Raw genomic sequence first — 17073 nt, 5'->3', positions numbered from 1 at the left:
GAATCCAGCCAGATGGAAGAAATCACCCGCCTGATTGCCGTTCGCCATGGCGAAACCGCCTGGAACGTCGACACGCGCATCCAGGGCCAGCTCGACATCGGGCTCAACGACACCGGGCTCTGGCAAGCCCGGCGCGTCGGGCAGGCGCTGGCGCACGAGGACATCGGCGCGATCTACGCCAGCGACCTGTCGCGCGCCTGGCAGACCGCGCAGGAGATCGCCAGGCCGCACGGCCTCGCAGTGCAGCCCGAGCCCGGCCTGCGCGAACGCGCCTTCGGCCGCTTCGAAGGCATGAGCTTTGCCGAGATCGAGTCCACCCTGCCCGACGAGGCCCGGCGCTGGCGCGAGCGCGATCCCGAATTCCAGCCCGAGGGCGGCGAGAGCCTGCTGGTCTTTCGCGAACGGGTGACGCGCATCGCATCGAAACTGGCCGCACGCCATCCGGGCCAGCTGGTGGCGCTGGTGGCGCACGGCGGCGTGATGGACGTGCTCTACCGCGCCGCCACGCGCCAGGAGCTGCAGGCGCCGCGCACCTGGCAGCTCGGCAATGCGGCCATCAATCGCATGCTGTGGACGCCCGAGGGCTTCAGCCTGGTGGGCTGGAGCGACACCGCCCACCTGGCGGCGGACGACGACGTCCTCGACGAAACAACCACCTAGGCGTGCGAGGCCGCATGCCCTGCGGCACCACCACCGGCCTCGGCCTTGGCCTCGCCCGGCAGCTCGACCATCGGCCCGGTGCCGCTGTAGCGGTCGAGCGCCAGGTAGATCGCGGGCGTGATGTAGAGCGTGATCACCTGCGAGAAGATCAGCCCACCCACCACCGCCACGCCCAGCGGCTGGCGCAGTTCGGCGCCGGCGCCCAGGCCCAGGGCGAGCGGCAGTGCGCCCATCAGCGCGGCCAGCGTGGTCATGAGGATCGGGCGGAAGCGCAGCCGGCAGGCTTCGCGGATCGCATCGACCGGCTTCATGCCCTCGGTGCGCTGCGCGTCGAGCGCGAAGTCGATCATCATGATCGCGTTCTTCTTCACGATGCCGATCAAAAGCAGGATGCCGATGGTCGCGATCAGCGTCAGGTCGAAGCCGAAGATCTTGAGCGAGAGCAAGGCGCCCACGGCCGCCGACGGCAGCCCCGCCAGGATGGTCAGCGGGTGGATGTAGCTTTCGTACAGCACGCCCAGCAGCACGTAGATCACGAGCACGGCCAGCACCAGCAGCACGGCCTGGCTGGCCTGCGAACTCTGGAACACCGCCGCATCGCCGCCATAGGTGGTGATGATCGACTGCGGCATCTTCAGCTCCTGCTTGAACTGGTCGATCTTCGCGGTCGCGTTGCCCAGCGGAACGTCGGGTGCGAGGTTGAACGACACCGTCACCGCCTGCAGTTGCCCCTGGTGGTTGACCGAGGTGGGGCCCACGGTGCGCTTGACGGTCGAGAAGGCCGACAGCGGCACCAGCCGGCCGCTGGTGCTGCGCACCGACAGGCGCGACACGTCGTCCTCGAACTGCCGGTCGTTGTCGGCGGCCGAAAGGATCACCTGGTAGGTGTTGCTCGCGCCGTAGATGCTGCCGATCTGCCGGTCGCCATAGGCGTTGTAGAGCGCGGTGCGCAGGTCGCCCACGGCAACGCCGAGCACGCCGGCCTTGTCGCGGTCGATCTCCAGCGTGGCCTGCAGGCCGCGGTTCTGCGAGTCGCTGGTGACGTCGCGGAAGGCCGGGTCGGCGCGCATGCGCTCCATGAGCCGCGTGGCCCAGGGCACCATCTCGCCCGCATTGACGCTTTGCAGCGTGTACTGGAAGCGCGCCTTGCTCTGGCGGCCGCCCAGGCGCAGGTTCTGCACCGGCTGCATGTAGACCGCAATGCCCGGAATCTCACGGAAGCGCTGGCGCAGCGACTCGAGCACCGCGGCCATCTTGGGTCGCTCGCTGCGCGGCTTGAGCACCGCGAACAGGCGGCCGGAGTTCTGCGTGGCGGTCGGCCCGCCCACGCCGACGAACGAGCTCACGTAGGCCACGCTCGGATCGGCCTGCAGCGAAGCGGCCACGCGGTCCTGCAGCGCCTTCATGGCGGTGAAGGAAATGTCCTCGGCCGCTTCGGTGGTGATCTGGATCTGACCGATGTCTTCCTCGGGAAAGAAGCCTTTCGGAATGGAGACGAACAGCCAGGCCGTGACGACGAAGGTGGCGCCGGCCACCAGCAGCATCAGCGTGCGGTGCGCGAGCGTCCAGTCGAGCGTTCGCATGTAGCTCGCATGCACCCAGCGGTAGCCGCGCTCGAAGCCGCGGCCGATGGCGGTGCCGGGCTCGGGGTGCTCTTCCTCGTGATCGAGCGCGCCTTCCTTGCGCGGCACGTGCTTGAGCAGCCGGCTCGCGAGCATCGGCACCAGCGTGAGCGACACGATGGCCGACACCAGCACAGCCAGCGCCACCACCACCGCGAATTCATGGAACAGGAGGCCGATCACGCCCGGCATGAAGAAGATCGGAATGAACACCGCCACCAGCGAGATCGAGATCGAGATGATGGTGAAGCCCACCTCGCGCGCCCCGCGCAGCGCCGCGGCCATCGGCTCCATGCCTTTCTCGACGTAGCGCATGATGTTCTCGAGCACCACGATCGCATCGTCCACCACCAGGCCCACGGCCAGCGTGATGCCCAGCAGCGAGACGTTGTCCAGGCTGTAGCCGAAGGCATAGAGCAGCGCCACCGCGCCGATCAGCGAGATGGGAATGGTCGCGGCCGGAATCAGCGTGGCCACCAGCCGGTGCAGGAACAGGAAGATCACCAGCACCACCAGCGCAACGGTGCCCAGCAGCGTGAGCTGCACGTCGTGCACGGCCTCGCGGATGGACAGCGAGCGGTCGTTCACCATGTGGATCTCGACCGATTGCGGCAACTCGGCCTTGAAGCGCGGGATCAGTGCGCGCACCGCGTCCACCACTTCCACGGTGTTGGCGTTGGGCTGGCGCTGCACGGCCAGCGAGATGGAGCTCTGGCCGTTGAAGCTGCTCGCGGTCTTGACCGATTCGAAGCTGTCCTCGATGGTGGCCACTTCGTCGAGCCGCACCGGCGCGCCGTTGCGCTGCCCGACAATCAGCTTGGCGAAATCTTCCGCCTTGGTGAGCTGCCGGTTGGCCTGGATGGTGAGCGTCTGGCGCGGCCCGTCGAGCACGCCGACGGGCGTGTTGGCATTGGCCGAATTCACCGCCCGGGCCAGTTCGTCGAGCGTGATGTTGCGCGCGTTGAGCAGGTCGGCATTGGCCTTGATGCGCACCGCGAAGGCCTTGCGGCCGTACACGGCCACCTGCGCCACGCCGTCGATGGTGGAGAGCGTGGGCGAGATCAGGTTCTCGGCATAGTCGTTGAGCTCGGACGGGTTCATCGACGGCGAGATCAGCGAGATGAACAGCACCGGCGCATCGGCCGGGTTGACCTTGCGGTACGAAGGCAGCTGCGTCAGTTCCTGCGGCAGCTGGCGCTGGGCGCGCAGCAGCGCGGCCTGCACGTCGACGGCGGCGGCATCGATGTCGCGGCTGCTCACGAATTCCAGCGTGATCGAGCTCACGCCCTGGGTGTTGACCGAGCTGATGGTCTGCAGGCCCGGAATGGTCGAGAACTGCTTCTCGAGCGGCAGCGCCACCGACGAAGCCATGGTGTCGGGGCTCGCGCCCGGCAACTGGGCGTTCACGTTGATGACCGGCGTGTTGTAGCTCGGCAGCGCGGCGACCGGGATGCTGAAGTAGGCAAAGATGCCCGCCACCACCACCGCCGCGGACAACAGCACCGTCATCGCGGGACGACGGATGCACAGCTCCGAGATGTTCATGCGCGTTCCCGCGGAGCCTGGGTGTCCGAGGAGGCCGCACTGCCCGGCGTGACGCCGGTGGTACCGGCCGGCGCGGGCTTCTTGTCGACGCGGACCTTGCCGCCCGGTCGCACGTTCTGGCTGCCCTCGATGACCACCTGCTCGCCCGGCTCGACGCCGCGCACCGCCACCCTGGTGCCGAAGGTGTAGAGCACCTGCACCTGGCGGCGCCTGGCATTCATGGCCTGGTCGACCACGTAGAGCGAAGCGCCCTCGGACAGCATCATGAGCGCCGCGGCCGGCACCACCGTGGCGCCGGAGAGCGTGCGAACCGTGATCCGCGTGCCGACGAACTGGCCCGGCCAGAGGCTCTGGTCGGCGTTGTCGAACACCGCCTTGGCGCGCACGGTGCCGATCTGCGGATCGACCGTGTTGTCGACGAAATTGAGCACGCCGCTGAGCGGCTCCTTGCGGCCACTGACAAGCGCCTCGACCTTGGCCCGGCTGCGCGCCGCCGCCAGCAGGTCCTGCAGGTTGGCCTCCGGCACCGGGAAGCTCACCGCGATGGGATCGAGCTGGGTGATGGTGACCAGCGACAGCGTCGGCTGCACCAGCGTGCCGGGATAGATGTTGACGGCCCCGATGCGCCCCGCAATGGGAGCGCGCAGCGTGGCGTAGCCCAGCGCCACTTGCGCCGATTGCACCGCGGCGCGGTCGGCCGCCACCGCGGCCCGCTGCGCCTCGAGCTGCGACAGCGTGGCGTCCGAGGCGCTCTTGGAAATGAAGTTCTGCGCCAGCAGCTCCTGGCTGCGCCTGTACTGGCGCTCGAGGTCGGCCAGCGTCGCCTCGTCGCGCTTCTGCTGGGCGCGGGCGCGGGCCAGGTTGGCCTGGTCGTTGCGGTCGTCGAGCGTGAAGAGCAGCTGGCCCTCCTTGACGAACTGTCCTTCCTTCACGTGCACCGCCGCAACCGTGTTGGTCACCTGCGGCCGCAAATCGACACTGTTGAGCGACACCACGCTGCCGTTCACCTGCACCGTGACCGGCACGTCCTGCCGCTCGGCGGTGGCGAGCGTGACGAGCGCGGCCGGTGCGCCGTCCGCGGGTGCTCCGCCGGCGACGGCGGCCGGCTTGGCGTTCCTTGCCGCGATGCGATCGCCCGACCCGTTCCACCACCATCCCGCGACGGCTACGATCAACACACCTGCAAGAGCGAGGACGAGTTTTTTCTTCATGGGTTCTTGTGCACTTTGGGCTGACAGCGGTTATTGGAGCAGCCGTCGACTCGCAGTGTCCGTGAGTGCCGTAAAGATAAGTAAAGCCGCAATGCCAGGGCCCATGTACAACCCGCTGTGGCAGGCGCCAGGGATGATTTCACCCCGCCGCTAAAATCGCCGCTCCACAGCCTCTGGATATACCCCATGAACCGCTGCAAGAAACCCACGAATGCTCTCACTTTCATAGCGCTTTGCACAGTGGCTGCAAGCCTTTTTTCCATCGGTGCCGCAGCCCAGTCCGACGTGCCCCGGCCGCAGACCCAGAACGAGTCCCTGGTGGGCGGGCGCACTTTCCCGGTCGGCACGCTGCGCGGCAAGTTCATGGTGATCGACGGGGTCGACGTCGAGCTCGACGGCAAGCCTGACCGCATGGCGCCGGGTGGCCGCATCCGCAGCGCGCAGAACATGCTGGTCATGTCCGGCGCCATCACCGGCCAGAAATTCCTCGTCAACTACACGCGCGATGCCGCCGGCCTGCTGCGCGAGGTGTGGATCCTCACGCCCGACGAAGCCGTTGCCAAGCGCGAGTCGCTCGACAAGCCGCTGCTGAACATCTGGCCGTTCACCACGAACGACACCGTCAATACGCAATAAAGATGCCGGCGGGCCGCGCCCGCCGCGCCGCAGGACGCGACCGCCCTGCATCGGCCCTTCCGGCGAGGAGGGCCAGGAAAGCACCCCATGAGCAAAAAAGTATTTATCAAGACCTTCGGCTGCCAGATGAACGAGTACGACTCGGACAAGATGGCCGATGTGCTGAACGCCGCGCAGGGCTACGAACCGACGCAGAACGTGGACGAGGCCGACCTGATCCTGTTCAACACCTGCTCGGTGCGCGAGAAGGCCCAGGAGAAGGTGTTCTCCGACCTCGGCCGCGTGAAGCACCTGAAGGCCAAGGGCGTGAAGATCGGCGTGGGCGGCTGCGTGGCGAGCCAGGAAGGCGAGGCCATCATTGCGCGCGCGCCCTACGTCGACATCGTGTTCGGACCGCAGACGCTGCACCGCCTGCCCGAGATGCTGAACGACCGCGAGCGCCTGGACCGCCCGCAGGTCGACATCAGCTTTCCCGAGATCGAGAAGTTCGATCACCTGCCGCCCGCGCGCGTCGAGGGCGCCACGGCGTTCGTCTCGATCATGGAAGGCTGCTCCAAGTACTGCAGCTACTGCGTGGTGCCCTACACCCGCGGCGAGGAAGTGAACCGACCGCTGGACGACGTGCTGGTGGAAATTGCCGGCCTGGCCGACCAGGGCGTGCGCGAAGTCACGCTGCTGGGGCAGAACGTGAATGCCTACCGCGGCCGCATGGGAGACACGGCCGAGATCGCCGACTTCGCGCTGCTCATCGAATACGTCGCCGAGATCCCCGGCATCGAGCGCATCCGCTACACCACCAGCCACCCCAACGAATTCACGCCGCGGCTGATCGAGGCCTATGCCAAGGTGCCGCAGCTGGTGAGCCACCTGCACCTGCCGGTGCAGCACGGCAGCGACCGCATCCTGATGGCCATGAAGCGCGGCTACACCGCGATGGAATACAAGAGCACGGTGCGCAAGCTGCGCGCCATCCGGCCCGAACTCGCACTCTCCAGCGACTTCATCGTCGGCTTCCCGGGCGAGACCGACGAAGACTTCGCCAGGATGATGAAGCTGATCGACGACTGCCAGTTCGACAACAGCTTCAGCTTCATCTTCAGCCCGCGACCCGGCACGCCCGCCGCGGCGCTGCACGACGACACGCCCCATGCGGTGAAGCTGGCCCGCCTGCAGACGCTGCAGCGCATGATCGACGGCAACGTGCGCCGCTTCGGCGATGCGCTGGTCGGCACCACGCAGCGCGTGCTGGTCGAAGGGGCTTCCCGCAAGGACGCGAACGAGCTGATGGGCCGCACCGCCTGCAATCGCGTGGTCAACTTCGAAGGCGACGCGCGCCTGGTCGGGCAGATGGCCGACCTGCGCATCACGCGCTCGCTGGCCTACACGCTGCGCGGCGAAGTGGCCACGCGCGAATCGTCGACGGTGCCGGTTCCCGCCGCGCTCGCCGCCTGATGGCGAAGCGGCCGTCCAGACGGGGCTCGTTCCAGCAGCTCCTGCTTTTCGCGTTCCTGCTGATCACCGCCCTGCTGGTGGGCGTGGCGCTGCGCTCGGTGTTCCAGTACGACGCGCTCATGACCCAGAGCCGCGATGCGGCGGCCCGCGCGCTGCGGCTCTCGGGCGCGGCCCAGTCGCTGGCCGAGCGCAGTGCCGCCATGGAGCGCGCCGGCCGCCAGTCGCTGGTGCTGAACGACGCCGTGCTGCGCCGCCGCTTCGACGACGCCGCGCGCGAAGCGCACCAGGTGCTCGAACGGCTCGAGAGGAACGGCCTGGCGCCCGCGGGCATCGAACTGTGGCGCGCCCAGCTTGGCGTGATCGAGGGGCTCATGAGCGGCAGCGCCGACAGCGCGCTCTCGCGCGAAAGCGGCATGGCCATGCAGTTCCGCGAGCTCGATTCGCTGAACACGAACCTTGCGCAGCAGGCCCAGTTCCTGATCGAGCTGCAGAACGATGCCCTGGCCAAGCGCATCGAGAATGCGCGCCGCCGCCTGATGCGCGAAGTGGTGGCCGCCAGCATCCTGGCGGTGTCGCTGGCGCTGGCTTTCGGCATCTGGCTCGCGCGCCCCTTCAAGCGGCTCGAGCACGCCATCGTCGGGCTGGGCCAGAACCGGCTCGACGAACCCATCGACATCCGCGGCCCGGCCGACGTGCGGCGCCTGTCGCAGCAGCTCGAGTGGCTGCGCCTGCGCCTGACCGAGCTCGACGCCGACAAGGCACGCTTCCTGCGCCACGTCTCGCACGAACTCAAGACGCCGCTGGCGGCGCTGCGCGAAGGCGTCTCGCTGCTCGAAGACGGCGTGACAGGTCCGCTCAATCCGGCCCAGCTCGAAGTGGCGCAGATCCTGAACCAGAACACCGTTTCGCTGCAGGGCCAGATCGAGGCGCTCCTGCGCTTCAATGCCGCCGCCTTCGAGGCGCGCGAACTGCGCCGCGAACGCACCGACCTGCTGCCGCTGGTCGAAGAGCAGATCGAGGCGCAGCGCCTGCAATGGCAGGCCCACGGCCTGCGCGTTCATGCCGAGGGCGAGTCGATCACGCTCCCGGTGGACCGCGCCAAGCTCGGAACGGCGGTGGCCAACCTGCTGTCCAACGCCATCCGGTATTCGGCGCGCGGCGGCGTCATTTCGATCGTGGTGTCCGGCACGCCGACCACGGCGTGCATCGATATCAACGATGCCGGCCCGGGTATTGCCGAAGGCGACCGGGACCGGATTTTCGAGCCTTTCTACAGGGGCGAGCGCCAGCCCGAGCATGCCGTCAAGGGCACGGGCATCGGCCTTTCGATCGTGCAGGAGTACATTGCTGCCCATGGGGGCCGCATCACCCTGCTGCCAGAGGGGCCCGGCGCGCGCTTTCGCATCGAACTGCCGCGCACGGCCTGAACCCGCCGTGAAGCCCCCGGGCACCCACCTGAAAACAAATATCGCCTCTTGCCTTTTCTTCAATCCATGCTTTTTCCGTTCGTCCGCAGTTCGACCCTGTCCGGGGCGTTGGCCATGCCTTTCGTCCTGCTGCTGGCCGCCTGCGCGACGCAGCCCGCCCCTCCCGCCGAGGCCGAGGCCCTGCCGCCGCCGCCCGCCGTGCCGCGCGTGATGCCGGTCGAGGCCGAGCCCAAGGCGCCCGCCACGCAGCCCGCCTCGCTCTTCACGCTGATGACCCAGGGCCCGGTCGCGGCCATGCTGGCCTATGCCGACAAGGTCCGCCCGCTGGGCGGCGCCGAGCTGGCCGCCGAAATCACCCGCGCCGGCGATCCGGGCGATTCGCCCAATGCGCAGATGCAGCTCGCGCTGCTGCTCGCGCAGACCCGCGTCCCGGCCGACCTGGCGCGCGCGCTGGGCCTGCTGCAGCGCGTGATGTCCAACCCCTCGCCCGAGGCGCAGCCCCTGCAGCCGCTGGCGCGCGCACTGGCCGCGCGCTACGTGGAGCAGCGCCGCGTCGAGGAGGACCGCGACAAGCAGGCGCAGCAGGTGCGCGAAAGCCAGCGCCGCATCGACCAGCTGAACGACCGCATCGAGGCGCTGCGCGCCATCGAGCGCAGCTTCGCACGGCCCAACAACGTGCCGGCGCCGCCCCTGCCCGCGCCGGGCAGCACCAGGCCGAATCCATGAACTCCCGGCCATTGCGGAAAGAGCCCCTTCGATGAGCACGACCGGTGCGCGCCTGCTGGTGGTCGACGACGACCCGGACATGCTGCGGCTGCTCTCGATGCGGCTGAGCTCGGTGGGCTACCAGGTCACGGCCGTGACCTCGGCCGAAACAGCGCTCACGCAGCTCGAGATCGAGCACCCGCAGCTGGTGCTCAGCGACGTGCGGCTGCCCGGCCGCGACGGGCTCCAGCTGTTCGACGAGATCCGCAAGCGCCACCCCTCGCTGCCGGTGATCCTGCTCACCGCCCACGGCACCATTCCCGATGCGGTCGAGGCCACGGCGCGCGGCGTTTTCACCTATCTCACCAAGCCCTACGACGGTCGCGAACTGCTCGACAAGATCGCGCAGGCGCTGGCGCTCGGCGCACCCGCCAGCACGCCCGCCAAGGCCGGCGACGAAAGCTGGCGCGCCGAGATCGTGAGCCGCAGCAACCGCATGTCCGAGCTGCTGGCCGAGGCGCGCATGGTCGCCAAGTCGGACGCCTCGGTGCTGCTGCGCGGCGACAGCGGCGCCGGCAAGGAACTGCTGGCGCGCGCCATCCACCGCGCCAGCGCCCGCGCCGACAAGCCCTTCGTGGCCGTCAATTGCGGCGCCATCCCCGAGGCGCTGCTCGAATCGGAACTGTTCGGCCACATGAAGGGCGCCTTCACCGACGCCCATGCCAACCACAAGGGCCTGTTCCAGCAAGCCGACGGCGGCACGCTGCTGCTCGACGAGATCGGGGACATGCCGCCCGCCCTGCAGGTCAAGCTGCTGCGCGTGCTGCAGGAGCGCGCAGTGCGCCCGCTCGGCGCCAGCCAGTCGATCGAGGTCGACGTGCGCATCATCTCGGCCACCCACCGCGACCTGGACGTGGCCATGGAAGCGGGCCAGTTCCGCGAAGACCTCTATTACCGGCTCAATGTGGTCACGCTCACGCTGCCGCCGCTGTCGGCCCGGCGCGAGGACATTCCGCTTCTGGCCAACCATTTCCTGCAGAAGCTCTCGACCAAGTACGGCAAGCGCCTGTCCGGCTTCGCGCCCGAGGCGCTCAAGGCGCTGGCCACCGCCGCGTGGCCCGGCAACGTGCGCCAGCTCTACAACGTGGTGGAACAGGTCTGCGCGCTGTCGAGTTCGCCGCTGATCCCGCTGGCGCTGGTGCAGCGCGCGCTGCGCGTGCCCACGGTCGAGGTCCAGACCTATGCCGAGGCCAAGCAGCGCTTCGAGCGCGACTACCTCGTCGGGCTGCTCAAGCTGACCGACGGCAACGTGGCCGACGCCGCCCGGCTGGCCGACCGCAACCGCACCGAGTTCTACCGCCTGCTGCAGAAGCACGAACTCACGCCGGGCCACTTCAAGGCCGACGCTGTCGCTCCCGGCAGCGAACCTGTCGCCGACTAGCGACGCCCCTAAGTTGTTGATTTAAAAGGCTATTCCTCACCAGCCCCCCAGGCTTGTCGGGATTCGGCGACAAAAAGAGGGGTTTGGGGGCCTTCCAACCGGTCCGTCCCCGGAAAAATGCATCCAGATCGCTCCAAGTCATTGATTTGAAAGCGTTTTCCCAGCCTGGCACAGGGTTTGCCCCTGTACAGGCATGACAGCACTCACCAGCCCAACTTTCGCACTGCGCCAGCAGCGCGACGGCCTGCGTCAAAAGCAGTTTTCCCCCGTGCGGCCCCGTGCCGCCGGTCATTCGGTGGCCGCGCTCGCAAGCGCAGGCGGCGCCGAACCGGATTGCGTCATCAAGCGCTTTCCTGCCATTGGCGACACCCCTTCCCTCGACAAGCAACGTTGGTAAACCACACATGAAGCCAAACGACTTCTCCCAACTGAACGTGCTGACCGAAGCCGATTTTTCGCACCGCAGCCCGGTGCGCGAAGAACGCCACCCCAATTCCGTGACCGCTCCGCCGGTCAACCGCGGCTCCATGGCGCCCCGCCCCTGGCGCGGCTTCTGGAACAGCCTCGGCACGGCCCTCCTGGTCAGGCTCGGCGCCGGCGGCAAGCCGGAGGGCCAAACCGCCGAGGCCGGCGCCCAGGTCAAGCAGCCCTGGCAGCGCGCCGCGGCCCAACGCCGCTTCGCCTTCATGGCGCTCACGCTGCTGAGCACCGTGATCGCGTCCGCGCTGTTTGCCGGCGTGCAACCCGACTACGACAACGTCTGGCTCGAATACGGCCAGATCGGCCTGTACGGCCTGCTCTCGGGCTGGGTCGTCACCGGCTTCGTGACCGCGCTCATGGGCTTCTATGTCTCGGTGCGCGGTGACAAGCACGCGCTCTCGGTCAAGCAGGTGGCCCACCACCCGATGAACCCCGAGGCACGCACCGCGATCATCATGCCGATCTGCAACGAAGACGTTGCCACGGTGTTCGCCGGCCTGCGCGCCACCTGCGAATCGGTCGCCGCCACCGGCCACGCGAAGCAGTTCGACGTGTTCGTGCTGTCCGACAGCTACTCGCCCGAAACCGCCGCCGCCGAGCGCGCCGCCTGGGAAGACCTGCGCGCCGCGCTGGCCGACAGCCCCAACCAGCCGCAGGTCGAGGTGTACTACCGCCTGCGCACCCGCCGCACCCACCGCAAGGCCGGCAACGTGGCCGACTTCTGCCGCCGCTGGGGCAAGGACTACCGCTACATGGTCGTGCTCGACGCCGACTCCGTGATGAGCGGCGACTGCCTGGCCTCGATGGTCAAGCTGATGGAAGCCAACCCCACCGCCGGCATCATCCAGACCGCCACGCAGGCCATCGGCCACGTGACGCTGCATGCCCGCGCGCAGCAATTCGCCTCCCGCGTGACGGGCCGCCTGTTCACGCTGGGCATGCAGTTCTGGCAACTGGGCGAATCGCACTACTGGGGCCACAACGCGATCATCCGCGTCGAGCCCTTCATGAAGCATTGCGCGCTGGCCCCCATCAAGGGCACCGGCGGCATGTCGGGCGGCATCATGTCGCACGACTTCGTCGAAGCCGCGCTGATGCGCCGCGCCGGCTACAACGTGTGGCTCTGCGCCGACCTGGTCGGCAGCTACGAGCAGCAACCGCCGGACCTGCTGGCCGAACTGCAACGCGACCGCCGCTGGTGCCAGGGCAACCTGCAGAACGCCCGCCTGATGGCCGAGCCCGGCATCCACCCGGTGCACCGCGCGATGTTCGTGACCGGCACCATGGCCTACGTCTCGGCGCCGCTGTGGCTCGCATTCCTGACGCTCGGCACCGCGCTGTGGCTGAGCGGTTCGAGCCTGATCTCCAGCTGGAGCGTGCTGCCGGCGGAACTGGCCGGCCTCTGGGTCTGGACCCTGTGCCTGCTGTTCCTGCCCCGCCTGCTCGGCATCGCAGCCGTGCTGATGCGCGGCGAGCAGCGCCAGTACGGCGGCCTCTGGGGCCTGGTGAAGAGCTCGGTGCTCGAAAGCGGCCTGGCCATCGTGCAGGCGCCGGTTCGCATGCTGGCCCACTCGCTGTTCGTGCTGGTTGCCCTCACCGGCATCAAGCTCGACTGGAAGTCGCCCCCGCGCGAAGCCGCTGCCGTGCCGTGGAAGGTCGCCGTGACGCAGCTCGCTCCCATGAGCGTGGTGGTCGGCGCGCTGGCCCTGGGCGTTGCAATGATCGATCCGAGCGCGCTGATCTGGCTCATGCCGGTGGGCCTGCCGCTGCTGCTGGCCATTCCGCTCACCGTGCTGACCAGCCAGATCGCGCTGGGCACCTCGCTGCGCGACCGCGGCTTCCTGCTGATTCCCGAGGAATCGCGTTCGCCGGCCGTGCTGCGCCGCGCCTGGATGCACGCATTGCGCCTGGCGCGCCCCGCAGCGCTGGCGACGGCCTGATGCGCTGAAGACACAGCCTCGAAAAAAGCCGGCCTCAGGGTCGGCTTTTTTCATGGCGCGTGGCTAGAATCGCGCCTTCCTTTTTTCAACCCACGGATCCCTCGATCCCCTGGAGCGCCAAGTGCCCCGATTCGCCGTCACCACCCTCTGACGCCGACAACACCACTCGCTGGTCATGTCGGGCGCCCAGCTGCGTTCCCTCACTGACCAGGCACGGCCCGCTCTGCTGCGGCCACCGAGTCGGTCTCTCTTCCAGCTTCGCTCCCGCACGTTGTCGGTTCTTCCTGATTTGCATCTGGAGAACAACGTGTTCCCTCTCTCTTCTCTTTCATCCGTTCCACTGCTCAAGTACCCGCGTACTGCGCATCTGGAAGGCTCGCGCCTGCAGGCCGGCGACGCCGACGACGGCCAGACGCCGTTGTCCGCGCTGCAGGGACGGCATGTGGTCATCGAGGAAAAGCTCGATGGCGCCAATGCGGCCGTGTCGTTCACCTCTGCGGGTGAACTGCTGCTGCAGTCGCGCGGCCACTATCTCGCGGGCGGCGCCAGCGAGCGCCAGTTCAACCTGTTCAAGCACTGGGCCGCCGCGCACGAAGCGGGGCTGCTCGAGCGGCTCGAAGACCGCTACGTCATGTACGGCGAGTGGTGCTTTGCCAAACACAGCTGCTGGTACGACCGGCTGCCCGCGTTCTTTCTCGAGTTCGATCTCTACGATCGGCAGAGGCAGTGCTTCCTGTCGACGCCGGCGCGGCACGCGCTGCTCGACGGCAGCCCGGTCGTTTCGGTTCCGGTGCTCTACGACGGCGAGATGCCGCGCCACGCGAGAGCACTGCGCTCCCTCGTACGACCGTCGCTCGCGCGCACTGCCGACTGGAAGGCCGCCTTCGAACAGGCCGTGATGCAGGAAGGCCAGCCGCTCGACCTCGTGCGCCAGCAGACCGACCTGTCCGACCTGGCCGAAGGTCTGTACCTCAAGACCGAATCGCAGGGCGAGGTGACCGGCCGCTACAAGTGGGTGCGGCCTGATTTCGTGCAGACCATCCTCGACTCGGGCTCGCACCACAGCCACCGGCCGGTGCTGCCCAATCGACTGGCGGCAGGCGTGGATCCGTACGCACCGACGCCCACGACCACATGGCAAGACCTGGGATTGCACACCTTGCACTCCCCGGCCGAACTCGCAACCATCGGGAGGACGCGATGACCCACGACGACTTGTGCGCCCTGGTGCCCGCGCCTGGCAAGGACACCGATTGGCGGCAGTGCTGCGAACTGCTGCCGGGCCTGCTGCGCCTCGAAGAGACGCCGCAAGACCCGTACTACCACGCCGAAGGCAACGTCGGCGTCCACACGCGCATGGTGCTCGACGCGCTGATGCAGGACCCGCACTACCAGGGCGCCGGCGCCGACGGCCGTTTCGTGCTGTTCATGGCCTGCCTGCTGCACGATATCGCCAAGCCTGACACCACCGTGATCGACGAAGCCAGCGGCCGCATCGGCCAGCCCGGCCATTCGCGCCGCGGTTCGGTCGATGTGCGCGTGCTGATGTGGAAGGCCCGCGTGCCGTTCGCGCTGCGCGAAGCCGTATGCCGGATCATCGCGGTGCACCAGTTGCCGTTCCATGCCTTTGCCTCGCGCAAGGGGGTGCGGCCCGAGTGGCAGGTGCACAAGCTCTCGTGGGAGCTGAGCCTGCCCGACCTGTGCTGCGTGGCGCGCTGCGACATGCTCGGGCGCCACTACGAGAAGCGCGCGGACAGCATGACCGACATCGCACTCTTCGAGGAGCTGGCCCAGGAAGAAGGCTGCTGGGAGGGACCTCGCCAAATGGCCGATGCACACACTCGGCTGGCCTACTTCCGTGGCGCGGACACCAGTCCGGACTACCCCCTGTTCCAGGCTGCGGGTTCGCAGGTGACGGTGATGTGCGGCCTGCCCGCGAGCGGCAAGAACCACTGGGTGGCGCAGCACCGCAAGGGCTGGCCGGTGGTGTCCTTCGACGATGCGCGTGCCGAACTCGGGTTGAAGCACGGCGAGAACGACGGGCTCGCTGCGCACCATGCGGTCGATCAGGCCAAGGCGCTGCTGCGCAGGCAGGAGCGCTTCGTCTGGAACGCCACGCACCTGAGCCAGCAGATGCGCACCAAGACGCTGGACCTGCTCTGGGCGTACCACGCCCGGATCGAGCTGGTGTACCTGGAGGTGCCGCATCCCGAGCTGATGCGCCGCAACCGCGAACGCGACACGACGCTCTCGAATGCAGGCATCGAGCGGATGCTGCATCGCTGGGAGCTGCCCGCGCCCGTGGAGGCGCACGCGACGGTCTACGACGTGCAGACCTGAAAACGACAAAGCCCGCCAGGGCATCCCCGGCGGGCTTCTATCTATATATATGCGTGGAGCTCAGAACGGCAGCTTGGGACCGCCGGGCCCACCCATCCCGCCCATTCCCTTCATGCCGCCCATCTTCTTCATCATCTTCATGAGGCCGCCGCCCTTCATCTTCTTCATCATGCCCTGCATCTGCTCGAACTCGTTGAGCAGGCGGTTCACTTCCTGAACCTGCACGCCCGCGCCGGCCGCGATGCGGCGCTTGCGCGTGGCCTTGAGCAGCTCGGGCTTGCGGCGCTCCAGCGGCGTCATGCTCTGGATGATGCCTTCCTTGCGGCGGATGTCGCGCTCGGCGCGGGTCATGTCGGCTTCGGTGGCCTTGGCGGCCATCTGCTGCGGCAGCTTGTCCATCAGGCTGGAGAGGCCGCCCATCTGCTTCATCTGCTGCAGCTGGCCGAGGAAGTCGTTCAGGTCGAAGCCCGCGCCGCTCTTGACCTTGGCCGCGAGCTTCTGCGCCGCCGCCACGTCGACGCCGGCCGTGACCTGCTCGACCAGCGCGACGATGTCGCCCATGCCGAGGATGCGGCCCGCATGGCGCTCGGCGTCGAACACCTCGAGGCCGTCGATCTTTTCGCTGGTGCCCGCAAACTTGATCGGCACGCCCGTCACCTGCCGCACCGACAGCGCCGCACCGCCGCGCGAATCGCCGTCGGTCTTGGTCAGGATGATGCCGGTGAGCGGCAGCGCTTCCTTGAAGGCGCGGGCGGTGTTGATCGCATCCTGGCCCTGCATGGCGTCGACCACGAACAGCGTTTCGACCGGATCGAGCGCGCCGTGCAGCTGCTTGATCTCGCTCATCAGCACTTCGTCGATGGCCAGGCGGCCCGCGGTGTCGACCAGCAGCACGTCGAAGAAATGGCGCTTGGCGTGGTCGAGCGCGGCGCGTGCGATATCGAGCGGCTTCTGGTCCGGCGTGCTCGGGAACCATTCGGCGCCGGCCTGCTTGGTGACCATCTTGAGCTGCTCGATGGCGGCGGGCCGATAAACGTCGCCCGACACCGTGAGCACTTTTTTCTTGCGCTTCTCGATCAGGTGCTTGGCCAGCTTGGCGGTGGTGGTGGTCTTGCCCGCGCCCTGCAGGCCGGCCATGAGGATCACGGCCGGCGGCTGCGCCGCAAGGTTGATGTCGGACACGCCCTCGCCCATGGTGGCGGCGAGTTCGCGGTTGACGATGCCGACCAGCGCCTGGCCCGGCTTGAGCGAGCCCAGCACTTCCTGGCCGAGCGACTTTTCCTTCACCCGGGCGACGAAATCGCGCACCACGGGCAGCGCCACGTCGGCCTCGAGCAGGGCCATGCGCACTTCGCGCAGCATGTCCTGCACGTTGCTTTCGGTGATGCGCGCCTGGCCGCTCATCGTCTTGACGAGGCGGGAGAACTTTTCTGTGAGGGCGGTGGCCATGAGCGGGATGCCTTGTCGCCCGCTGCGGCGGGCTATTGGAAAGTCGGAAGTCGTGAACGGAATCGGCGGCCTACTGCCCCTTTCGCGAGACACCGAGGAACCGGCTTTGCCGGACCTCTGGTGTCGCCCCCGGTGAGGAGGTTGGCGCTGCGACACGAAGTGCGC

13 protein-coding genes are annotated in these 17073 nt (G+C 68.0%); 10 read left to right on the top strand and 3 right to left on the bottom strand.

Annotated elements, in window-relative coordinates; genetic code table 11:
• Positions 1–12: 12 nt before the first annotated feature.
• Positions 13–660 carry a histidine phosphatase family protein gene (locus tag EJO66_RS18590; RefSeq protein ID WP_124960447.1) on the top strand — a complete coding sequence of 216 codons (648 nt, stop codon included), beginning with the start codon at positions 13–15 and terminating at the stop codon, positions 658–660.
• On the opposite strand, the gene EJO66_RS18585 is transcribed toward EJO66_RS18590, so the two are convergent.
• Together EJO66_RS18585 and EJO66_RS18580 are read right to left on the bottom strand one after the other, a co-directional pair.
• Complete coding sequence (locus EJO66_RS18585) at positions 657–3827, bottom strand: efflux RND transporter permease subunit (protein ID WP_124960446.1); 3171 nt, start codon at positions 3825–3827, stop codon at positions 657–659. The genes EJO66_RS18590 and EJO66_RS18585 overlap by 4 nt on opposite strands.
• Complete coding sequence (locus EJO66_RS18580) at positions 3824–4954, bottom strand: efflux RND transporter periplasmic adaptor subunit (protein WP_124960475.1); 1131 nt, start codon at positions 4952–4954, stop codon at positions 3824–3826. Before EJO66_RS18580 ends, EJO66_RS18585 begins: the two co-directional genes overlap by 4 nt.
• Positions 4955–5278: 324 nt before the next feature.
• Here EJO66_RS18580 and EJO66_RS18575 point away from each other — a divergent pair, with 324 nt between their 5' ends.
• The 9 genes from EJO66_RS18575 to EJO66_RS18535 all read left to right on the top strand — a co-directional run bounded on the left by EJO66_RS18575 (position 5279) and on the right by EJO66_RS18535 (position 15459).
• Positions 5279–5674, top strand: coding sequence for a hypothetical protein (locus tag EJO66_RS18575; protein WP_223262366.1), 396 nt, complete (start codon positions 5279–5281; stop codon positions 5672–5674).
• 87 nt (positions 5675–5761) lie between these two features.
• Positions 5762–7126, top strand: coding sequence for a tRNA (N6-isopentenyl adenosine(37)-C2)-methylthiotransferase MiaB (gene miaB / locus EJO66_RS18570; protein ID WP_125965756.1), 1365 nt, complete (start codon positions 5762–5764; stop codon positions 7124–7126).
• A complete protein-coding gene (locus EJO66_RS18565) occupies positions 7126–8553 on the top strand; it encodes a sensor histidine kinase (protein WP_124960443.1) in 1428 nt (475 codons plus the stop codon). The genes miaB and EJO66_RS18565 overlap by 1 nt, the downstream gene beginning before the upstream one ends.
• 114 nt (positions 8554–8667) lie before the next feature.
• Complete coding sequence (locus tag EJO66_RS18560) at positions 8668–9279, top strand: hypothetical protein (RefSeq protein WP_223262365.1); 612 nt, start codon at positions 8668–8670, stop codon at positions 9277–9279.
• Positions 9280–9310: 31 nt separating this feature from the next.
• The gene (locus tag EJO66_RS18555) at positions 9311–10699 is read left to right on the top strand and encodes a sigma 54-interacting transcriptional regulator (RefSeq protein WP_124960441.1); all 1389 of its coding nucleotides are present in this window, start codon (positions 9311–9313) and stop codon (positions 10697–10699) included.
• A 193-nt stretch (positions 10700–10892) separates the two neighbouring features.
• Positions 10893–11096 (top strand): hypothetical protein, encoded by a 204-nt coding sequence (locus tag EJO66_RS18550; RefSeq protein WP_124960440.1) that lies wholly within the window; start codon positions 10893–10895, stop codon positions 11094–11096.
• Between the two features lie 7 nt (positions 11097–11103).
• Entirely contained in the window at positions 11104–13119 is a 2016-nt protein-coding gene (gene mdoH, locus EJO66_RS18545) for a glucans biosynthesis glucosyltransferase MdoH (RefSeq protein ID WP_124960439.1), read from the top strand.
• A 307-nt stretch (positions 13120–13426) separates the two neighbouring features.
• The gene (locus EJO66_RS18540; protein ID WP_223262364.1) at positions 13427–14323 is read left to right on the top strand and encodes an RNA ligase family protein; all 897 of its coding nucleotides are present in this window, start codon (positions 13427–13429) and stop codon (positions 14321–14323) included.
• Positions 14320–15459, top strand: coding sequence for an AAA family ATPase (locus EJO66_RS18535; protein WP_125965754.1), 1140 nt, complete (start codon positions 14320–14322; stop codon positions 15457–15459). Before EJO66_RS18540 ends, EJO66_RS18535 begins: the two co-directional genes overlap by 4 nt.
• Before the next feature lie 60 nt (positions 15460–15519).
• Here the strand turns inward: EJO66_RS18535 and ffh are convergent, their stop codons facing one another.
• Positions 15520–16908 carry a signal recognition particle protein gene (gene ffh, locus EJO66_RS18530; RefSeq protein WP_124960436.1) on the bottom strand — a complete coding sequence of 463 codons (1389 nt, stop codon included), beginning with the start codon at positions 16906–16908 and terminating at the stop codon, positions 15520–15522.
• Between the last annotated feature and the right edge of the window lie 165 nt (positions 16909–17073).

The organism is Variovorax beijingensis (assembly GCF_003951285.1).
Taxonomy (GTDB): Bacteria; Pseudomonadota; Gammaproteobacteria; order Burkholderiales; family Burkholderiaceae_C; genus Variovorax; species Variovorax beijingensis.
The sequence above is the reverse complement of the archived record's forward strand: the minus strand, read 5'-3'. Positions and strand labels throughout refer to the sequence as shown.

What these genes read in the sequence shown, in the direction of transcription:
- miaB (WP_125965756.1), top strand. Translation starts at nt 5,762, where the DNA reads ATGAGCAAAAAAGTATTTATCAAGACCTTCGGCTGCCAGATGAACGAG.
- EJO66_RS18535 (WP_125965754.1), top strand. Translation starts at nt 14,320, where the DNA reads ATGACCCACGACGACTTGTGCGCCCTGGTGCCCGCGCCTGGCAAGGAC.
- mdoH (WP_124960439.1), top strand. Translation starts at nt 11,104, where the DNA reads ATGAAGCCAAACGACTTCTCCCAACTGAACGTGCTGACCGAAGCCGAT.
- EJO66_RS18565 (WP_124960443.1), top strand. Translation starts at nt 7,126, where the DNA reads ATGGCGAAGCGGCCGTCCAGACGGGGCTCGTTCCAGCAGCTCCTGCTT.
- EJO66_RS18560 (WP_223262365.1), top strand. Translation starts at nt 8,668, where the DNA reads ATGCCTTTCGTCCTGCTGCTGGCCGCCTGCGCGACGCAGCCCGCCCCT.
- EJO66_RS18585 (WP_124960446.1), bottom strand. Translation starts at nt 3,827, where the DNA reads ATGAACATCTCGGAGCTGTGCATCCGTCGTCCCGCGATGACGGTGCTG.
- EJO66_RS18590 (WP_124960447.1), top strand. Translation starts at nt 13, where the DNA reads ATGGAAGAAATCACCCGCCTGATTGCCGTTCGCCATGGCGAAACCGCC.
- ffh (WP_124960436.1), bottom strand. Translation starts at nt 16,908, where the DNA reads ATGGCCACCGCCCTCACAGAAAAGTTCTCCCGCCTCGTCAAGACGATG.
- EJO66_RS18550 (WP_124960440.1), top strand. Translation starts at nt 10,893, where the DNA reads ATGACAGCACTCACCAGCCCAACTTTCGCACTGCGCCAGCAGCGCGAC.
- EJO66_RS18555 (WP_124960441.1), top strand. Translation starts at nt 9,311, where the DNA reads ATGAGCACGACCGGTGCGCGCCTGCTGGTGGTCGACGACGACCCGGAC.